Source organism: Pseudomonas frederiksbergensis (assembly GCF_003732665.1).
In the GTDB taxonomy this organism is placed as follows: domain Bacteria; phylum Pseudomonadota; class Gammaproteobacteria; order Pseudomonadales; family Pseudomonadaceae; genus Aquipseudomonas; species Aquipseudomonas frederiksbergensis_G.
Genome location: NZ_MOBP01000005.1, coordinates 19,576 through 36,456, shown reverse-complemented (window position 1 = coordinate 36,456; position 16,881 = coordinate 19,576). Strand labels below are relative to the sequence as shown.

The window sequence follows — 16,881 nt, the reverse complement described above, 5'->3', positions numbered from 1 at the left end:
CTACATCTCCCTGCTTGAAAGTCTGTAGTTTGAACCAAGGCGACTGTTTGGTCACGCCGATTGCGCGATAAAAGCGAAGATATTCTGAGAAAAGTGGTTTAAATAACGCAAAAACCGCCCAAATGAGGGCGGTTCTGCTTCTCGTTTAGACTTAGTTAAGCTGTACGCCCAACACCTTTGCGATTGCTTCTCCGTACGCCGGATCTGCCTTGTAGAAATGCTGCAACTGGCGATCAACTACATCACCGGAAACCCCGGCCATCGCGCCGGCAATGTTGTTGATCAGCAGAGTTCTCTGCTCATCACTCATCAAGCGGAACAGCGCACCGGCGTGGCTGTAGTAATCGGTGTCTTCGCGGTGATCGTAACGATCAGCCGCACCGCTCAAGGCCAGCGCAGGCTCGGCATAACGAGGGGCTTGTTTCGGCGACTCTACGTAGCTGTTCGGCTCGTAGTTTGGCGCGGCGCCACCGTTACTGCCGAACGCCATGGAACCATCGCGCTGATAGCTGTTGACCTGATTGCGCGGAGCATTCACCGGCAGTTGTTGGTGATTGGTGCCGACACGGTAGCGGTGTGCATCAGCGTAAGCGAACACGCGACCTTGCAGCATGCGATCCGGAGACAGGCCTACGCCTGGGACCATGTTGCTCGGACCGAACGCGGCTTGCTCCACTTCGGCGAAGTAGTTTTGCGGATTGCGGTTGAGTTCCAGTTCACCGACTTCGATCAGCGGGAACTCTTTCTGCGACCAGGTCTTGGTCACGTCGAACGGATTCTCGTAATGCGCCGCTGCCTGGGCCTCGGTCATGATCTGGATGCATACACGCCATTTTGGGAAATCACCGCGTTCGATCGCACCGAACAGATCACGCTGGGCGTAATCCGGATCAATACCGGCCAAACGTGCAGCGTCTGCCGGCGCCAGGTTCTTGATCCCCTGCTGAGTCTTGTAGTGCCATTTCACCCAGTGCCGCTCGCCGACGGCGTTGATCAGGCTGTAGGTATGGCTGCCGAAGCCGTGCATGTGACGGTAACCGTCAGGAATGCCACGATCCGAAAACAGGATGGTGACCTGGTGCAGCGCCTCTGGAGAGTGCGACCAGAAGTCCCACATCATCTGCGCACTTTTCAGGTTGCTTTGCGGCAGACGCTTTTGCGTGTGGATAAAGTCAGGGAATTTCAGAGGATCGCGGATGAAGAACACCGGCGTGTTGTTGCCAACGATGTCCCAGTTACCTTCTTCGGTATAGAACTTCAGGGCGAAGCCCCGTGGGTCGCGCTCGGTATCAGCCGAACCGCGCTCGCCACCCACGGTGGAGAAGCGCAGGAACGTCGGGGTTTGCTTGCCAACGGACTCGAACAGCTTGGCGCTGGTGTACTGAGTGATGTCGCGGGTAACCGTGAACGTACCGTAGGCACCCGAGCCTTTGGCGTGAACGCGGCGCTCCGGGATGTTTTCACGGTTGAAGTGGGCAAGCTTCTCGATCAGATGAAAATCGTCGAGCAGCAGCGGGCCACGAGGGCCGGCGGAACGAGAATTCTGGTTGTCGGCGACAGGAGCGCCACTGGCGGTCGTAAGCGTTTTGTTTTGGCTCATGCGATCTTCTTCCTCTGTCAGTTTTGGAACTGCCGGCTAATCGGCTTGGGACGGAGTATTGACCATTGATCAGGAAGGCTACAAATTCATTAATTTGTTGCGATCAATAGAAAAATACTACCAACGAATCCCGTTCGCATCATGACGGCGTCAACCGCAGGGAAGCTTGTATAAACAGCGCATTTCTTACAGGCACAAAAAACCGGGCACTAGGCCCGGTTCTTCGTTTCAGACTGACGTCTTACTCAGCGGATACAGCTTCACCGCCAACTGGACGATCAACCAACTCGACGTACGCCATAGGCGCGTTATCGCCAGTGCGGAAGCCGCACTTGAGGATGCGCAGGTAGCCACCCTCACGGGTAGCGTAACGCTTGCCCAGGTCGTTGAAGAGCTTACCAACGATAGCTTTCGAACGAGTACGGTCGAAAGCCAGACGGCGGTTAGCCAGGCTGTCTGTCTTGGCCAAAGTGATCAGCGGCTCAGCAACGCGACGCAGTTCTTTAGCTTTCGGCAGTGTAGTTTTGATCAGCTCGTGCTCGAACAGCGACACTGCCATGTTTTGAAACATGGCCTTGCGGTGCGAGCTAGTGCGGCTCAGGTGACGACCACTTTTACGATGACGCATGGTTCATTCCTTACCAAACACAACGTTCGGTGATTACGACGATCAGGCAGTCGCCTTGTCGTCCTTCTTAAGACTTGCAGGCGGCCAGTTGTCGAGGCGCATGCCGAGGGACAGACCGCGGGAGGCCAGAACGTCCTTGATTTCAGTCAAGGATTTCTTGCCAAGGTTCGGAGTCTTCAACAGCTCTACTTCGGTACGCTGAATCAGGTCACCGATGTAGTAGATGTTTTCCGCCTTAAGGCAGTTAGCCGAACGTACAGTCAGTTCCAGATCGTCAACCGGGCGAAGCAGGATCGGATCGATCTCGTCTTCCTGCTCGACAACCACTGGCTCACTGTCACCTTTGAGGTCGACGAACGCAGCCAACTGCTGTTGCAGGATGGTTGCAGCGCGGCGGATAGCCTCTTCAGGATCCAGAGTACCGTTGGTTTCCAGATCAATAACCAGCTTGTCCAGGTTAGTACGCTGCTCGACACGGGCGTTTTCCACCACGTATGCGATACGGCGAACCGGGCTGAACGAAGAGTCAAGCTGCAAGCGACCGATGCTGCGGCTTTCGTCTTCATCGCTCTGACGCGAGTCTGCCGGTTCATAACCACGACCACGAGCTACGGTGAGCTTCATGTTCAGGGCGCCGTTAGACGCCAGGTTAGCGATTACGTGATCGGGGTTAACGATCTCGACATCATGATCCAGCTGAATATCGGCAGCGGTAACCACCCCCGAACCCTTCTTCGACAAGGTCAGCGTAACTTCGTCACGGCCGTGCAGCTTGATAGCCAGACCTTTAAGGTTCAACAGGATTTCAATTACGTCTTCCTGTACACCTTCGATGGCGCTGTACTCGTGGAGCACACCGTCAATCTCGGCCTCGACTACTGCACAGCCGGGCATTGAGGACAACAGGATGCGTCGCAGCGCGTTGCCCAGGGTGTGGCCAAAACCACGCTCGAGAGGCTCGAGAGTGATCTTGGCGCGGGTTGGACTGACAACCTGCACATCAATATGGCGGGGTGTCAGGAACTCATTTACCGAAATCTGCATGGATGCACCTATTTTCTAGCCCTTACTTGGAGTAGAGCTCGACAATCAGGCTTTCGTTGATGTCGGCGGACAGATCACTGCGAGCAGGAACGTTCTTGAAAACGCCCGACTTCTTCTCAGTGTCTACTTCTACCCATTCTACGCGGCCACGTTGGGCACACAGATCGAGAGCTTGGACAATGCGAAGTTGGTTCTTTGCTTTCTCGCGAATCGCGACCACGTCACCAGCACGAACCTGGTACGACGGCACGTTTACGGTCTGACCGTTAACGCTTACGGATTTGTGCGATACCAGCTGACGGGATTCGGCACGAGTAGAGCCAAAACCCATACGGTATACAACGTTGTCCAGACGGCATTCGAGCAGTTGCAACAGGTTTTCGCCAGTTGCACCTTTCTTGCCAGCAGCTTCTTTGTAGTAGCCGCTGAATTGACGCTCGAGAACGCCGTAGATACGACGGACCTTCTGCTTTTCACGCAGTTGGGTGCCGTAATCGGACTGGCGACCGCGGCGTTGGCCGTGGATACCAGGTGCTGCTTCAATGTTGCACTTCGATTCGATCGCGCGCACGCCGCTCTTCAGAAAGAGATCGGTGCCTTCACGACGAGCGAGTTTGCATTTTGGACCAATGTAACGAGCCATTCTTTACAATCTCCTGGATTACACGCGGCGCTTCTTCGGCGGACGGCACCCGTTGTGCGGGATTGGCGTCACGTCGGTGATGCTGGCGATCTTGTAGCCACAGCCGTTCAAAGCGCGGACTGCGGATTCACGACCTGGGCCTGGACCTTTGACGTTAACGTCGAGGTTTTTCAGACCGTATTCCAGCGCAGCTTGACCAGCACGTTCAGCAGCTACTTGAGCAGCAAACGGCGTGGACTTGCGGGAACCGCGGAAACCCGAACCACCGGAGGTAGCCCAGGAAAGAGCGTTGCCTTGACGGTCGGTGATGGTCACGATTGTGTTGTTAAACGACGCGTGGATGTGGGCGATGCCATCAACCACTGTCTTTTTAACTTTTTTACGAGGACGAGCAGCAGGTTTAGCCATGATTAATTTCCTGTCGATTCGCTGGGGCGATTACTTGCGGATCGGCTTACGCGGACCTTTACGGGTACGCGCGTTAGTCTTGGTACGCTGACCGCGCACTGGAAGACCACGACGATGACGCAGACCGCGATAGCAACCGAGGTCCATCAAACGCTTGATTTTCATGTTGATTTCGCGACGCAGGTCACCTTCAGTGGTGAACTTCGCCACTTCGCCACGCAGCTGTTCAATCTGCTCGTCGCTCAGATCTTTGATCTTTGCGGCTGGGTTTACCCCAGTCACTGCACAAATCTTCTGTGCAGTAGTGCGACCAACACCATAGATGTAGGTCAGCGAGATAACAGTATGCTTGTTATCTGGAATGTTAACGCCTGCAATACGGGCCATTCAGTGGGACTCCAATTGACAGCTACCTACGCCCCGGAAGCCAAGAAATAGGGCGCGAGATAATATCGCTGTAATAACAAATAATCAACCCGGCAGCGCACTAGCTGCCGGGCTTGAAGCACAATCACACTCAGCCTTGGCGCTGTTTGTGACGCGGTTCCGCGCTGCAAATTACTCGAACAACACCTTCGCGGCGAATAATCTTGCAGTTACGGCACAGCTTTTTCACCGATGCACGAACTTTCATCACCAACTCCTCGAACCTTATGGGTACTCAGCGCAACATGCCGCTGCCGTAACCCTTCAGGTTGGCTTTCTTCATCAGGGATTCGTACTGGTGCGAAACGAGGTGCGATTGTACTTGGGACATGAAGTCCATCACAACCACGACGACGATCAGCAACGAGGTCCCGCCAAGGTAGAACGGTACGTTTGCTGCAACCACCAGGAACTGGGGCAACAGGCACACGGCCGTCATGTAAAGAGCACCGAACATGGTCAAACGGGTCAGAACGCCATCAATGTAGCGCGCAGACTGCTCGCCTGGACGGATGCCCGGAATAAAGGCACCGGACTTCTTCAGGTTTTCCGCTACGTCTTTCGGATTGAACATCAACGCCGTATAGAAGAAGCAGAAGAAAATAATCCCTGCACTAAACAGCAGAATATTCAACGGCTGACCAGGAGCGATCGACTGCGAGATGTCCTGCAACCAGCCCATACCTTCAGACTGACCGAACCAGGCACCCAACGAAGCCGGGAACAGCAAAATGCTGCTCGCGAAAATGGCCGGAATAACACCGGCCATGTTCACCTTCAACGGCAAGTGGCTAGTCTGCGCAGCAAAGACCTTACGGCCCTGCTGACGCTTGGCGTAGTGAACAGCAATACGACGCTGACCACGCTCAATGAACACCACGAAACCGATAATCGCTACTGCCAGCAAACCGATGGCAACCAGGGCGAAGATGTTGATATCACCCTGACGTGCAGACTCGAAAGACTGCCCGATCGCTCTCGGAAGACCGGCGACGATACCCGAAAAAATCAACATCGAGATACCGTTGCCAACACCACGCTCAGTAATCTGCTCACCCAGCCACATCATGAACATCGCACCAGCCACAAAAGTGGATACCGCGACGAAATGGAAGCCAAAGTCACCAGTGAACGCAACGCCCTGCCCCGCCAGACCAATGGACATGCCAATAGCCTGGACGAGAGCGAGGACGACAGTGCCGTAGCGGGTGTACTGGCTGATCTTGCGACGGCCAGCTTCACCTTCCTTCTTCAACTGTTCCAGCTGCGGGCTGACGGCTGTCATCAGTTGCATGATGATCGATGCCGAAATGTACGGCATGATCCCCAGTGCAAAGATGCTCATCCGCTCCAGCGCGCCGCCGGAAAACATGTTGAACAAGCTAAGAATGGTCCCCTCATTCTGTCGAAACAGGTCCGCGAGTCGGTCCGGGTTGATACCTGGAACCGGGATGTGTGCGCCTATTCGGTAGACGATAATCGCCAGGAACAGAAAACGCAGACGAGCCCAGAGTTCAGACATACCGCCTTTGCCGAGCGCAGAGAGAGCACCTTGCTTAGCCATTTATTCCTCGAACTTGCCGCCAGCTGCTTCGATAGCCGCACGCGCACCTTTGGTGGCGCCGATTCCCTTTCCGATGGTGACAGCGCGAGTAACTTCGCCGGACAGCATGATTTTCACACGCTGTACGTTGACGTTAATCACGTTGGCATCTTTCAGGGACTGCACGGTGACGATGTCGCCTTCCACTTTGGCCAGCTCGGACAGACGCACTTCTGCGCGATCCATGGCTTTCAGGGAAACGAAACCGAATTTCGGCAGGCGACGATGCAGCGGCTGTTGACCGCCTTCAAAGCCTGGAGCAATGGTGCCACCGGAGCGGGAGGACTGACCTTTGTGGCCACGGCCACCGGTCTTGCCCAAACCACTACCGATACCACGGCCCGGACGATGCTTTTCGCGACGGGAACCCGGCGCTGGACTCAGATCATTGAGTTTCATCGATTAACCCTCGACACGCAGCATGTAGTAAGCCTTGTTGATCATCCCGCGATTCTCGGGAGTATCAAGTACTTCTACAGTGTGACCGATGCGACGCAGACCCAGACCCTTAACGCACAGTTTGTGGTTAGGGATGCGGCCGGTCATGCTTTTGATCAGCGTAACTTTAACGGTAGCCATGATCAGAAGATCTCCTTGACGCTTTTGCCACGCTTGGCGGCAATGGATTCAGGAGACTGCATAGCTTTCAAACCTTTGAAAGTGGCGTGAACCACGTTTACCGGGTTAGTCGAGCCGTAGCACTTGGCCAGAACGTTCTGAACGCCAGCAACTTCGAGGACAGCACGCATAGCGCCGCCAGCGATGATACCGGTACCTTCAGAAGCAGGCTGCATGTACACCTTCGAAGCGCCGTGACCGGACTTCATTGCGTACTGCAGCGTGGTGCCGTTCAGATCAACTTGGATCATGTTGCGGCGAGCAGCTTCCATTGCCTTCTGGATCGCGGCAGGCACTTCACGTGACTTGCCACGGCCGAAGCCAACACGCCCTTTACCATCACCAACCACGGTCAACGCGGTGAAAGTGAAGATACGGCCGCCTTTAACGGTTTTGGCTACGCGGTTAACTTGAACCAGCTTCTCAATGTAGCCTTCGTCGCGCTTTTGGTCGTTATTTGACATAACTTAGAACTCCAGCCCAGCTTCACGAGCAGCATCAGCCAGCGCCTTGACGCGGCCGTGGTACTTGAAGCCAGAGCGGTCGAAAGCCACCTGCGAGACGCCAGCGGCTTTAGCACGCGTAGCGACCAGCTGGCCAACCTTAGTGGCCGCGTCGATGTTGCCAGTGGCGCCATCACGCAGTTCTTTATCCAAAGTCGAGGCAGATGCCAGAACTTTGTTGCCGTCGGCCGAAATGACCTGGGCGTAGATGTGCTGCGACGAGCGGAACACGCAGAGACGCACGACTTCGAGTTCGTGCATTTTCAGGCGTGCTTTGCGAGCGCGACGCAGTCGAGTAACTTTTTTGTCGGTCATTTGCTATGCCCTACTTCTTCTTGGCTTCTTTACGACGGACGACTTCGTCCGCGTAGCGCACACCTTTGCCTTTGTACGGCTCTGGTGGACGGAAGTCGCGGATCTCGGCGGCCACTTGACCTACCAGCTGCTTATCGATGCCCTTGATCAGGATATCGGTCTGGCTAGGAGTCTCAGCGGTGATGCCTTCCGGCAGTTCATAATCCACTGGGTGCGAGAAGCCAAGAGCCAGGTTCAGCACTGTGCCTTTTGCTTGCGCTTTGTAACCAACACCGACCAGCTGGAGCTTACGCTCGAAGCCTTGGCTTACGCCTTGGACCATGTTGTTTACCAACGCACGAGTGGTACCAGCCATTGCGCGAGTTTGTTGATCGCCATTGCGAGCAGCGAAACGCAGCTCACCAGCTTCTTCAACGATCTCAACGGACGAATGGATGTTCAGTTCGAGAGTGCCCTTGGCACCCTTCACCGAAAGCTGTTGGCCTGCGAATTTTACTTCGACACCGGCTGGCAGCTTAACGGGGTTCTTAGCGACGCGTGACATGCTTATCCCCCCTTAGAACACAGTGCAAAGAACTTCGCCGCCGACACCGGCAGCGCGCGCAGCACGATCCGTCATCACACCTTTGTTGGTGGAGACGATAGACACACCGAGACCGCCACGAACTTTTGGCAGATCATCGACGGACTTGTACTGACGCAGGCCTGGACGGCTAACGCGCTTCACTTCCTCGATGACCGGACGGCCTTCGAAGTACTTCAGCTCGATGGACAGCAGTGGCTTGATTTCGCTGCTGATCTGATAACCCGCAATGTAACCTTCGTCCTTCAGGACTTTGGCAACAGCTACCTTCAAAGTAGAAGATGGCATGCTTACGACGGACTTTTCAGCCATCTGGGCATTACGGATTCGAGTTAGCATGTCCGCTAACGGGTCCTGCATACTCATGGGCTAGACGCTCCTAATACAAAAAAATTAGCCTTGCGGCTACTACTTGTCGCCGAGCTCATCCATGCGAAAAAAGCACGGGCTCAGGCGAGCCGGGTATTCTAGACACACCCCACAAATGAATCAAGCCCCAAAAGGGGCTTGATTCAAGTTCAAGGTCACCGGTGGTCAGGATCTTGCGATCCCGAGCACCGAGACTTTGATCATGCTTACCAGCTGGCTTTAACCAGACCAGGTACGTCACCACGCATTGCAGCTTCACGCAGTTTGTTACGGCCGAGGCCGAACTTGCGGTAAACGCCGTGTGGACGACCGGTCAGGCGGCAGCGGTTACGCATGCGCGAGGCGCTTGCGTCACGTGGCTGCTTCTGCAGAGCGACTGTAGCTTCCCAACGTGCTTCTGGACTTGCGTTCAGATCAACGATGATCGCTTTCAGTGCTGCACGCTTTTTGGCGTACTTGGCAACCGTGAGCTGACGCTTCAGCTCGCGGTTTTTCATGCTCATCTTGGCCATTTTCCTACTCCAATCAGTTGCGGAACGGGAATTTGAAAGCACGCAACAGGGCGCGACCTTCATCATCGTTCTTGGCAGTGGTGGTCAGGGTAATGTCCAGACCGCGGAGAGCATCGATCTTGTCGTAGTCGATTTCCGGGAAGATGATCTGCTCTTTAACGCCCATGCTGTAGTTACCACGACCATCGAAGGACTTGGCATTCAGGCCGCGGAAGTCGCGAACCCGAGGCAGGGAGATCGACAGCAGACGATCCAGGAACTCGTACATACGCTCACGGCGCAGGGTCACTTTGACGCCGATCGGCCAACCTTCACGGACTTTAAAGCCAGCGATGGATTTCCGAGCGTAAGTCACAACGACTTTCTGACCGGTGATCTTTTCCAGGTCGGCAACAGCGTGCTCGATGACTTTTTTGTCACCGACCGCTTCGCCCAGACCCATGTTCAGGGTGATCTTTGTAACGCGTGGAACTTCCATCACGTTCGAAAGCTTAAGTTCTTCCTTAAGCTTCGGTGCGATTTCCTTCCAGTAAATCTCTTTTAGTCGTGCCATGGTCTTCTACCTAGCAGTGTTCAAGCATCAACCGCTTTTTGGGTCGACTTGAAGACACGAATTTTCTTGCCGTCTTCTACTTTGAAACCAACGCGATCAGCCTTGTTGGTTTCGCCGTTGAAAATGGCGACGTTAGAAGCGTCCAGTGGAGCTTCTTTTTCGACGATACCGCCTTGTACGCCCGACATCGGGTTAGGCTTGGTATGACGCTTAACCAGGTTCAGACCACCAATAACCAGACGGTTATTAGCGAGAACCTTAAGCACCTTACCGCGCTTACCTTTGTCTTTGCCGGCGATCACGATGATCTCGTCGTCACGACGAATCTTTTGCATGTCGGATCTCCTTACAGCACTTCTGGGGCGAGCGAGACGATCTTCATGAACTTCTCAGTACGAAGTTCACGGGTCACTGGCCCAAAGATACGGGTGCCGATCGGCTCTTGCTTGTTGTTCAGAAGAACAGCAGCGTTGCCATCAAAGCGGATAATGGAGCCATCAGCACGGCGTACGCCGTGACGAGTGCGGACTACAACAGCAGTCATCACTTGGCCTTTTTTCACTTTACCGCGAGGAATTGCTTCCTTCACGGTAACTTTGATGATGTCACCGATACCAGCGTAACGACGATGGGAGCCACCCAGCACCTTGATGCACATAACGCGGCGTGCGCCGCTGTTATCGGCCACATCGAGCATGGATTGAGTCTGAATCATATAATTTCTCCGACCCCTAGTCCTTAGACTTCCACAGCGCGTTCGAGAACATCAACCAGCGCCCAAGACTTAGTCTTGGCCAAAGGACGAGTTTCACGAATAGTGACTTTGTCGCCGATGTGGCACTGATTGGTTTCGTCGTGCGCGTGCAGCTTAGTCGAACGCTTAACGTATTTACCGTAGATCGGGTGCTTTACGCGACGCTCGATCAGAACGGTGATGGTCTTGTCCATTTTGTCGCTGACAACACGGCCAGTCAGCGTACGGACGGTTTTTTCGGCTTCAGCCATGATTACTTACCTGCCTGCTGTTTGAGCACAGTCTTCACGCGAGCGATGTCACGCTTAACTTGCCGGAGCAGGTGAGACTGCCCCAACTGGCCAGTTGCTTTCTGCATGCGCAGATTGAACTGGTCGCGCAGCAGGCCGAGCAGTTGCTCGTTAAGCTGCGGCGCGTCTTTTTCACGAAGTTCGTTCGCTTTCATCACATCACCGTCCGTTTAACAAAGGCGGTGGCGAGCGGCAGCTTTGCAGCAGCCAGGGCAAAAGCCTCACGCGCCAGCTCTTCAGAAACACCCTCGATTTCATACAGGACTTTGCCTGGCTGAATCTGGGCAACCCAGTACTCCACACTACCCTTACCTTTACCCATCCGAACTTCGAGGGGCTTTTTGGAAATAGGCTTGTCCGGGAATACACGGATCCAGATCTTGCCACCACGTTTAACGTGACGGGTCAGTGCACGACGCGCTGACTCGATCTGACGAGCGGTGAGACGACCACGAGCTACAGACTTCAGCGCGAACTCGCCGAAGCTGACTTTGCTACCGCGCTGAGCCAGACCACGGTTGTGGCCTGTCATCTGCTTGCGGAACTTCGTACGCTTTGGTTGCAACATTTGGCGTACCCCTTACTTAGCAGCTTTTTTACGAGGCGCTGGTGCTTGTGGTTTCAGTTCTTCTTGGCGACCACCAATTACTTCGCCTTTGAAGATCCAAACCTTTACACCGATCACACCGTAAGTGGTGTGAGCTTCGTAGTTGGCATAGTCGATGTCGGCACGCAGGGTGTGCAGTGGCACACGACCTTCGCGATACCATTCAGTACGTGCGATTTCAGCACCGCCGAGACGACCGCTCACTTGGATTTTGATGCCTTTGGCACCAATGCGCATGGCGTTCTGTACAGCGCGCTTCATAGCGCGACGGAACATTACGCGACGCTCCAGCTGCTGAGCTACGCTCTGCGCAACCAACATACCGTCGAGTTCCGGCTTGCGGATTTCTTCGATATTGATGTGCACAGGCACACCCATTTGTTTGGTCAGGTCCTGACGCAGTTTCTCAACATCTTCACCTTTCTTCCCGATAACGATACCTGGACGAGCGGTGTGGATGGTGATACGTGCAGTTTGGGCCGGACGATGGATATCGATACGGCTTACGGACGCGCTTTTTAGTTTGTCTTGGAGATACTCGCGCACCTTCAGATCAGCGAACAAATAGTCCGCATAAGTCCGACCGTCTGCGTACCAGACGGAGGTGTGCTCCTTGACGATTCCCAGGCGAATGCCAATGGGATGTACTTTCTGACCCATCTCTTCGACTCCGTTACTTGTCAGCAACCTTGACAGTGATATGGCAAGACCGCTTGACGATGCGATCAGCACGGCCTTTGGCACGTGGCATGATTCGCTTCAGCGAACGCCCTTCGTTGACGAAAACGGTGCTGACTTTAAGGTCATCAACGTCTGCGCCTTCGTTATGCTCGGCGTTGGCTACGGCCGACTCCAGCACTTTCTTCATGATCTCGGCGGCTTTCTTACTGCTGAAAGCCAACAGGTTGAGCGCTTCGCCCACCTTCTTCCCGCGGATCTGGTCGGCGACCAAGCGGGCTTTCTGGGCGGAGATTCGAGCGCCCGACAACTTAGCGGCTACTTCCATCGTTCCTTACCCCTTAACGCTTGGCTTTCTTGTCTGCCACGTGCCCACGATATGTGCGGGTACCGGCAAACTCGCCTAGTTTGTGGCCGACCATGTCTTCGTTCACGAGAACTGGAACATGTTGACGACCGTTATGCACAGCAATGGTCAAACCGACCATTTGTGGCAGGATCATGGAACGGCGCGACCAGGTCTTAACTGGTTTGCGATCGTTCTTTTCCGCCGCCACTTCGATCTTCTTCAGTAGGTGAAGATCAATAAAAGGACCTTTTTTCAGAGAACGTGGCACTGTCGTATCCCTCTATTTACTTGCGACGACGGACGATCATTTTGTCGGTACGCTTATTACCACGAGTCTTCGCGCCCTTAGTCGGGAAGCCCCATGGCGATACCGGATGACGACCACCAGAGGTACGACCTTCACCACCACCATGTGGGTGGTCAACCGGGTTCATGGCAACACCACGAACGGTTGGGCGAACGCCACGCCAGCGTTTGGCACCAGCTTTACCCAGCGAACGCAGGCTGTGCTCGGAGTTCGAGACTTCACCCAGGGTCGCGCGGCATTCAGCCAGCACTTTACGCATCTCACCAGAACGCAGACGCAGGGTCACGTAGACACCTTCACGAGCGATCAGCTGAGCCGAAGCACCAGCGGAACGAGCGATTTGCGCGCCTTTACCTGGCTTCAATTCGATGCCGTGTACGGTGCTACCAACTGGAATGTTACGCAGTTGCAGAGCGTTGCCCGGCTTGATCGGTGCCAAAGCACCTGCGATCAGCTGGTCGCCAGCACTCACGCCTTTAGGGGCGATGATGTAGCGACGCTCGCCATCTGCGTACAGCAGCAGAGCGATGTGAGCAGTACGGTTTGGATCGTATTCAATACGCTCGACAGTGGCAGCGATGCCATCTTTGTCGTTACGACGGAAATCGACCAGACGATAATGCTGCTTATGGCCACCACCGATGTGACGAGTGGTAATACGACCATTGTTGTTACGACCACCAGTCTTCGATTTTTTCTCGAGCAGCGGTGCGTGAGGAGCGCCTTTATGCAGCTCCTGGTTGACCACCTTGACCACAAAACGGCGGCCAGGGGAAGTCGGTTTGCATTTAACGATTGCCATGATGCACCCCTTCCTTACTCAGCACTGCTGCTGAAATCGAGATCTTGGCCTGGCTGAAGGGAGATAACTGCCTTCTTCCAGTCATTACGCTTGCCCAGACCGCGAGCAGTGCGCTTGCTCTTACCCAGAACATTCAGGGTAGTAACACGCTCTACTTTCACGCTGAACAGGCTTTCGACGGCCTTCTTGATTTCCAGCTTGGTTGCGTCAGTTGCAACCTTGAAAACGAACTGGCCTTTCTTGTCAGCCAGAACCGTAGCCTTTTCGGAAACGTGCGGGCCAAGCAGAACTTTAAATACGCGTTCCTGGTTCATCCCAGCAGCTCCTCGAATTTCTTCACGGCCGACACGGTGATCAACACCTTGTCGTATGCGATCAGACTAACTGGATCGGAACCTTGAACGTCACGGACATCAACGTGTGGCAGGTTACGAGCAGCCAGGTACAGGTTCTGATCAACTACTTCAGACACGATCAAGACGTCAGTCAGGCCCATGCCAGTCAGTTTGTTCAGCAGATCTTTGGTCTTCGGTGCATCAACAGCGAAGTCCTGAACCACAACCAGACGATCAGTACGCACCAGCTCAGCAAGGATGGAACGCATTGCTGCGCGATACATCTTCTTGTTCAGCTTCTGGGTGTGATCCTGAGGACGAGCTGCGAAAGTAGTACCGCCGCCGCGCCAGATTGGGCTACGGATAGTACCGGCACGAGCACGGCCAGTACCTTTCTGACGCCAAGGGCGCTTACCGCCACCACGAACGTCGGAACGGGTCTTTTGCTGCTTGCTACCTTGACGGCCGCCAGCCATGTAGGCCACGACTGCTTGGTGAACCAGCGTCTCGTTGAATTCGCCGCCAAATGTCAGTTCGGAAACTTCGATCGCTTGAGCGTCATTTACATTTAATTGCATGTCAGCTTCCCCTTAACCGCGAGCCTTGGCTGCTGGACGTACAACCAAGTTGCCGCCAGTAGCGCCAGGAACAGCGCCCTTGACCAACAACAGATTGCGTTCAGCGTCCACGCGCACTACTTCCAGGGACTGCACGGTCACGCGCTCAGCGCCCATATGACCGGACATTTTTTTGCCCTTGAATACACGACCAGGAGTCTGGCACTGGCCGATAGAGCCTGGAACGCGGTGGGACACGGAGTTACCGTGGGTATTATCTTGCCCGCGGAAGTTCCAACGCTTGATCGTACCCTGGAAGCCTTTACCCTTGGACTGACCGGTTACATCAACCAGTTGACCAGCAGCGAAGATTTCAGCGTTGATCAGATCGCCGGCCTGGTACTCGCCTTCTTCAAGGCGGAATTCCATTACGGTACGACCAGCGGCAACGTTCGCTTTAGCGAAGTGGCCAGCTTGAGCAGCTGTAACACGCGAAGCACGACGCTCGCCTACAGTGACTTGCACTGCACGATAGCCATCGGTCTCTTCAGTTTTGAACTGGGTGACGCGATTCGGTTCGATCTCAATGACCGTGACCGGAATGGAGACACCTTCTTCGGTGAAAATACGGGTCATACCGCATTTACGACCGACTACACCAATAGTCATGTTGTAAACCTCATGAGTGTACGGGGCTTTCACCCGCTATGGCCGCCCATTTCAGAGCGTTACACGACTAAGACCGAGTCTTAGCCGAGGCTGATCTGCACTTCCACACCGGCCGCAAGATCGAGCTTCATAAGAGCATCAACGGTTTTATCCGTTGGCTGGACGATGTCCAGAACGCGCTTATGAGTACGGATCTCGTACTGGTCACGCGCGTCTTTGTTGACGTGCGGGGAGACCAGAACGGTGAACCGCTCTTTACGGGTAGGCAGTGGAATTGGACCACGCACTTGAGCACCAGTACGTTTCGCGGTTTCCACGATTTCCTGGGTGGATTGGTCGATCAGGCGATGGTCAAAAGCCTTCAACCTGATACGGATTTGCTGATTTTGCATTGGATTTCAGACTCCGGCTGCTATTCCCACCGAGCGCAATACGCCCGTTAAAAGGAGGCGCAATTCTATAGACGGGCTACTACAGTGTCAACCCAATAAAAAAGCCCCCGCTAAGCGGGGGCTTTTTCAAGTCATCGCTTATTAAGCGATGATTTTGGCTACGACGCCAGCGCCGACGGTACGACCGCCTTCACGAATAGCGAAACGCAGACCATCTTCCATTGCGATGGTTTTGATCAGGGTGACAACCATTTTGATGTTGTCGCCTGGCATTACCATTTCAACGCCTTCCGGCAGTTCGCAGTTACCGGTCACGTCAGTGGTCCGGAAGTAGAACTGTGGACGGTAGCCTTTGAAGAACGGAGTGTGGCGACCGCCTTCTTCTTTGCTCAACACGTACACTTCAGCTTCGAAGGTAGTGTGCGGCTTAACCGAACCTGGCTTGACCAGAACCTGGCCACGCTCAACGTCGTCACGCTTGGTGCCGCGCAGCAGCACGCCGCAGTTCTCGCCAGCACGACCTTCGTCGAGCAGCTTACGGAACATTTCAACACCGGTGCAGGTGGTGACGGTAGTGTCACGCAGACCAACGATTTCCAGTGGATCCTGAACCTTGACGATACCGCGCTCGATACGGCCAGTTACAACAGTACCGCGACCGGAGATCGAGAATACGTCTTCGATTGGCATCAGGAACGGCTTGTCGATAACACGAACTGGATCTGGGATGTAGCTGTCCAGAGTCTCAACCAGTTTACGAACGGCAGTGGTGCCCATTTCGTTGTCGTCTTGGCCGTTCAGAGCCATCAGAGCCGAACCGATGATGATCGGAGTGTCGTCACCTGGGAAGTCGTAAGTGCTCAGCAGATCGCGCACTTCCATCTCAACCAGTTCCAGCAGCTCAGCGTCGTCAACCATGTCAGCCTTGTTCAGGAAGACAACGATGTACGGAACGCCAACCTGACGGGACAACAGGATGTGCTCACGGGTTTGTGGCATCGGACCATCAGCGGCCGAGCAAACCAGAATAGCGCCGTCCATTTGAGCAGCACCGGTGATCATGTTCTTCACATAGTCAGCGTGACCTGGGCAGTCAACGTGAGCGTAGTGACGGATCAGCGAGTTGTATTCAACGTGAGCGGTGTTGATGGTGATACCACGAGCCTTTTCTTCTGGAGCGCTGTCGATTTTATCGAAAGCAACAACAGCCGAACCGAAAACTTCGGAGCAGACGCGAGTCAGAGCAGCGGTCAGCGTGGTTTTACCGTGGTCGACGTGACCGATGGTGCCAACGTTGACGTGCGGGAGGGTACGGTCAAATTTTTCTTTAGCCACG

30 protein-coding genes are annotated in these 16,881 nt (G+C 54.5%); all 30 read right to left on the bottom strand.

The genetic code is table 11. The features are described from left to right. Window positions 1-151: 151 nt before the first annotated feature. The gene (locus BK665_RS07945) at window positions 152-1,600 is read right to left on the bottom strand and encodes a catalase (RefSeq protein WP_123404367.1); all 1,449 of its coding nucleotides are present in this window, start codon (window positions 1,598-1,600) and stop codon (window positions 152-154) included. Window positions 1,601-1,841: 241 nt separating this feature from the next. Continuing rightward, on the bottom strand, window positions 1,842-2,228 hold the full coding sequence (gene rplQ / locus BK665_RS07940; RefSeq protein WP_007896790.1) for a 50S ribosomal protein L17: 387 nt from the start codon (window positions 2,226-2,228) through the stop codon (window positions 1,842-1,844). A 42-nt stretch (window positions 2,229-2,270) separates the two neighbouring features. Continuing rightward, complete coding sequence (locus tag BK665_RS07935) at window positions 2,271-3,272, bottom strand: DNA-directed RNA polymerase subunit alpha (protein ID WP_003186012.1); 1,002 nt, start codon at window positions 3,270-3,272, stop codon at window positions 2,271-2,273. Window positions 3,273-3,294: 22 nt separating this feature from the next. Beyond that, window positions 3,295-3,915: a 30S ribosomal protein S4 gene (gene rpsD, locus BK665_RS07930; RefSeq protein WP_003210056.1), complete on the bottom strand. Its 621-nt coding sequence runs from the start codon at window positions 3,913-3,915 to the stop codon at window positions 3,295-3,297. A gap of 18 nt (window positions 3,916-3,933) precedes the next feature. After that, complete coding sequence (gene rpsK, locus BK665_RS07925) at window positions 3,934-4,323, bottom strand: 30S ribosomal protein S11 (RefSeq protein ID WP_002555466.1); 390 nt, start codon at window positions 4,321-4,323, stop codon at window positions 3,934-3,936. Between the two features lie 30 nt (window positions 4,324-4,353). Then, window positions 4,354-4,710, bottom strand: coding sequence for a 30S ribosomal protein S13 (rpsM, locus tag BK665_RS07920; RefSeq protein ID WP_003186020.1), 357 nt, complete (start codon window positions 4,708-4,710; stop codon window positions 4,354-4,356). A 130-nt stretch (window positions 4,711-4,840) separates the two neighbouring features. Beyond that, entirely contained in the window at window positions 4,841-4,957 is a 117-nt protein-coding gene (rpmJ, locus tag BK665_RS07915) for a 50S ribosomal protein L36 (RefSeq protein WP_002555468.1), read from the bottom strand. A gap of 27 nt (window positions 4,958-4,984) precedes the next feature. Next, window positions 4,985-6,313: a preprotein translocase subunit SecY gene (gene secY, locus BK665_RS07910; protein ID WP_003228718.1), complete on the bottom strand. Its 1,329-nt coding sequence runs from the start codon at window positions 6,311-6,313 to the stop codon at window positions 4,985-4,987. Continuing rightward, the gene (rplO, locus tag BK665_RS07905; RefSeq protein ID WP_007896782.1) at window positions 6,314-6,751 is read right to left on the bottom strand and encodes a 50S ribosomal protein L15; all 438 of its coding nucleotides are present in this window, start codon (window positions 6,749-6,751) and stop codon (window positions 6,314-6,316) included. Between the two features lie 3 nt (window positions 6,752-6,754). Further along, on the bottom strand, window positions 6,755-6,931 hold the full coding sequence (rpmD, locus tag BK665_RS07900; RefSeq protein WP_003186033.1) for a 50S ribosomal protein L30: 177 nt from the start codon (window positions 6,929-6,931) through the stop codon (window positions 6,755-6,757). A gap of 2 nt (window positions 6,932-6,933) precedes the next feature. Continuing rightward, window positions 6,934-7,434 carry a 30S ribosomal protein S5 gene (gene rpsE, locus BK665_RS07895; protein WP_007943782.1) on the bottom strand — a complete coding sequence of 167 codons (501 nt, stop codon included), beginning with the start codon at window positions 7,432-7,434 and terminating at the stop codon, window positions 6,934-6,936. Window positions 7,435-7,437: 3 nt separating this feature from the next. Further along, window positions 7,438-7,788: a 50S ribosomal protein L18 gene (gene rplR / locus BK665_RS07890; protein WP_003186037.1), complete on the bottom strand. Its 351-nt coding sequence runs from the start codon at window positions 7,786-7,788 to the stop codon at window positions 7,438-7,440. A gap of 10 nt (window positions 7,789-7,798) precedes the next feature. Then, the gene (gene rplF, locus BK665_RS07885; RefSeq protein WP_003176412.1) at window positions 7,799-8,332 is read right to left on the bottom strand and encodes a 50S ribosomal protein L6; all 534 of its coding nucleotides are present in this window, start codon (window positions 8,330-8,332) and stop codon (window positions 7,799-7,801) included. A gap of 12 nt (window positions 8,333-8,344) precedes the next feature. Further along, window positions 8,345-8,737 carry a 30S ribosomal protein S8 gene (gene rpsH, locus BK665_RS07880; RefSeq protein ID WP_003186040.1) on the bottom strand — a complete coding sequence of 131 codons (393 nt, stop codon included), beginning with the start codon at window positions 8,735-8,737 and terminating at the stop codon, window positions 8,345-8,347. Window positions 8,738-8,946: 209 nt separating this feature from the next. Further along, window positions 8,947-9,252: a 30S ribosomal protein S14 gene (gene rpsN / locus BK665_RS07875; protein ID WP_003176414.1), complete on the bottom strand. Its 306-nt coding sequence runs from the start codon at window positions 9,250-9,252 to the stop codon at window positions 8,947-8,949. A 13-nt stretch (window positions 9,253-9,265) separates the two neighbouring features. Further along, a complete protein-coding gene (gene rplE, locus BK665_RS07870; protein ID WP_003176415.1) occupies window positions 9,266-9,805 on the bottom strand; it encodes a 50S ribosomal protein L5 in 540 nt (179 codons plus the stop codon). Window positions 9,806-9,825: 20 nt separating this feature from the next. Further along, window positions 9,826-10,140, bottom strand: coding sequence for a 50S ribosomal protein L24 (rplX, locus tag BK665_RS07865; protein ID WP_003176416.1), 315 nt, complete (start codon window positions 10,138-10,140; stop codon window positions 9,826-9,828). 11 nt (window positions 10,141-10,151) lie between these two features. Then, the gene (rplN, locus tag BK665_RS07860) at window positions 10,152-10,520 is read right to left on the bottom strand and encodes a 50S ribosomal protein L14 (protein ID WP_002555479.1); all 369 of its coding nucleotides are present in this window, start codon (window positions 10,518-10,520) and stop codon (window positions 10,152-10,154) included. Window positions 10,521-10,543: 23 nt separating this feature from the next. Continuing rightward, entirely contained in the window at window positions 10,544-10,810 is a 267-nt protein-coding gene (gene rpsQ, locus BK665_RS07855; protein WP_003176419.1) for a 30S ribosomal protein S17, read from the bottom strand. Window positions 10,811-10,812: 2 nt separating this feature from the next. Next, window positions 10,813-11,004, bottom strand: a complete 192-nt coding sequence (gene rpmC, locus BK665_RS07850; protein ID WP_008030901.1) for a 50S ribosomal protein L29 — start codon at window positions 11,002-11,004, stop codon at window positions 10,813-10,815. Continuing rightward, the gene (gene rplP, locus BK665_RS07845) at window positions 11,004-11,417 is read right to left on the bottom strand and encodes a 50S ribosomal protein L16 (RefSeq protein ID WP_007896757.1); all 414 of its coding nucleotides are present in this window, start codon (window positions 11,415-11,417) and stop codon (window positions 11,004-11,006) included. Before rplP ends, rpmC begins: the two co-directional genes overlap by 1 nt. Before the next feature lie 12 nt (window positions 11,418-11,429). Continuing rightward, window positions 11,430-12,116, bottom strand: coding sequence for a 30S ribosomal protein S3 (gene rpsC, locus BK665_RS07840; RefSeq protein ID WP_003176422.1), 687 nt, complete (start codon window positions 12,114-12,116; stop codon window positions 11,430-11,432). A gap of 13 nt (window positions 12,117-12,129) precedes the next feature. Further along, window positions 12,130-12,462, bottom strand: coding sequence for a 50S ribosomal protein L22 (gene rplV / locus BK665_RS07835; protein ID WP_003103908.1), 333 nt, complete (start codon window positions 12,460-12,462; stop codon window positions 12,130-12,132). A gap of 13 nt (window positions 12,463-12,475) precedes the next feature. Further along, window positions 12,476-12,751 carry a 30S ribosomal protein S19 gene (gene rpsS / locus BK665_RS07830; RefSeq protein ID WP_002555486.1) on the bottom strand — a complete coding sequence of 92 codons (276 nt, stop codon included), beginning with the start codon at window positions 12,749-12,751 and terminating at the stop codon, window positions 12,476-12,478. Between the two features lie 16 nt (window positions 12,752-12,767). Next, window positions 12,768-13,592, bottom strand: coding sequence for a 50S ribosomal protein L2 (gene rplB, locus BK665_RS07825; protein WP_003210080.1), 825 nt, complete (start codon window positions 13,590-13,592; stop codon window positions 12,768-12,770). Between the two features lie 14 nt (window positions 13,593-13,606). After that, on the bottom strand, window positions 13,607-13,906 hold the full coding sequence (rplW, locus tag BK665_RS07820; RefSeq protein ID WP_002555488.1) for a 50S ribosomal protein L23: 300 nt from the start codon (window positions 13,904-13,906) through the stop codon (window positions 13,607-13,609). Beyond that, the gene (gene rplD / locus BK665_RS07815) at window positions 13,903-14,505 is read right to left on the bottom strand and encodes a 50S ribosomal protein L4 (RefSeq protein WP_007896707.1); all 603 of its coding nucleotides are present in this window, start codon (window positions 14,503-14,505) and stop codon (window positions 13,903-13,905) included. Before rplD ends, rplW begins: the two co-directional genes overlap by 4 nt. A 12-nt stretch (window positions 14,506-14,517) precedes the next feature. Next, a complete protein-coding gene (rplC, locus tag BK665_RS07810; protein WP_003186059.1) occupies window positions 14,518-15,153 on the bottom strand; it encodes a 50S ribosomal protein L3 in 636 nt (211 codons plus the stop codon). Window positions 15,154-15,233: 80 nt separating this feature from the next. Further along, entirely contained in the window at window positions 15,234-15,545 is a 312-nt protein-coding gene (rpsJ, locus tag BK665_RS07805) for a 30S ribosomal protein S10 (RefSeq protein ID WP_003186070.1), read from the bottom strand. Between the two features lie 141 nt (window positions 15,546-15,686). Next, on the bottom strand, window positions 15,687-16,880 hold the full coding sequence (gene tuf / locus BK665_RS07800; RefSeq protein ID WP_008145495.1) for an elongation factor Tu: 1,194 nt from the start codon (window positions 16,878-16,880) through the stop codon (window positions 15,687-15,689). Between the last annotated feature and the right edge of the window lies 1 nt (window position 16,881).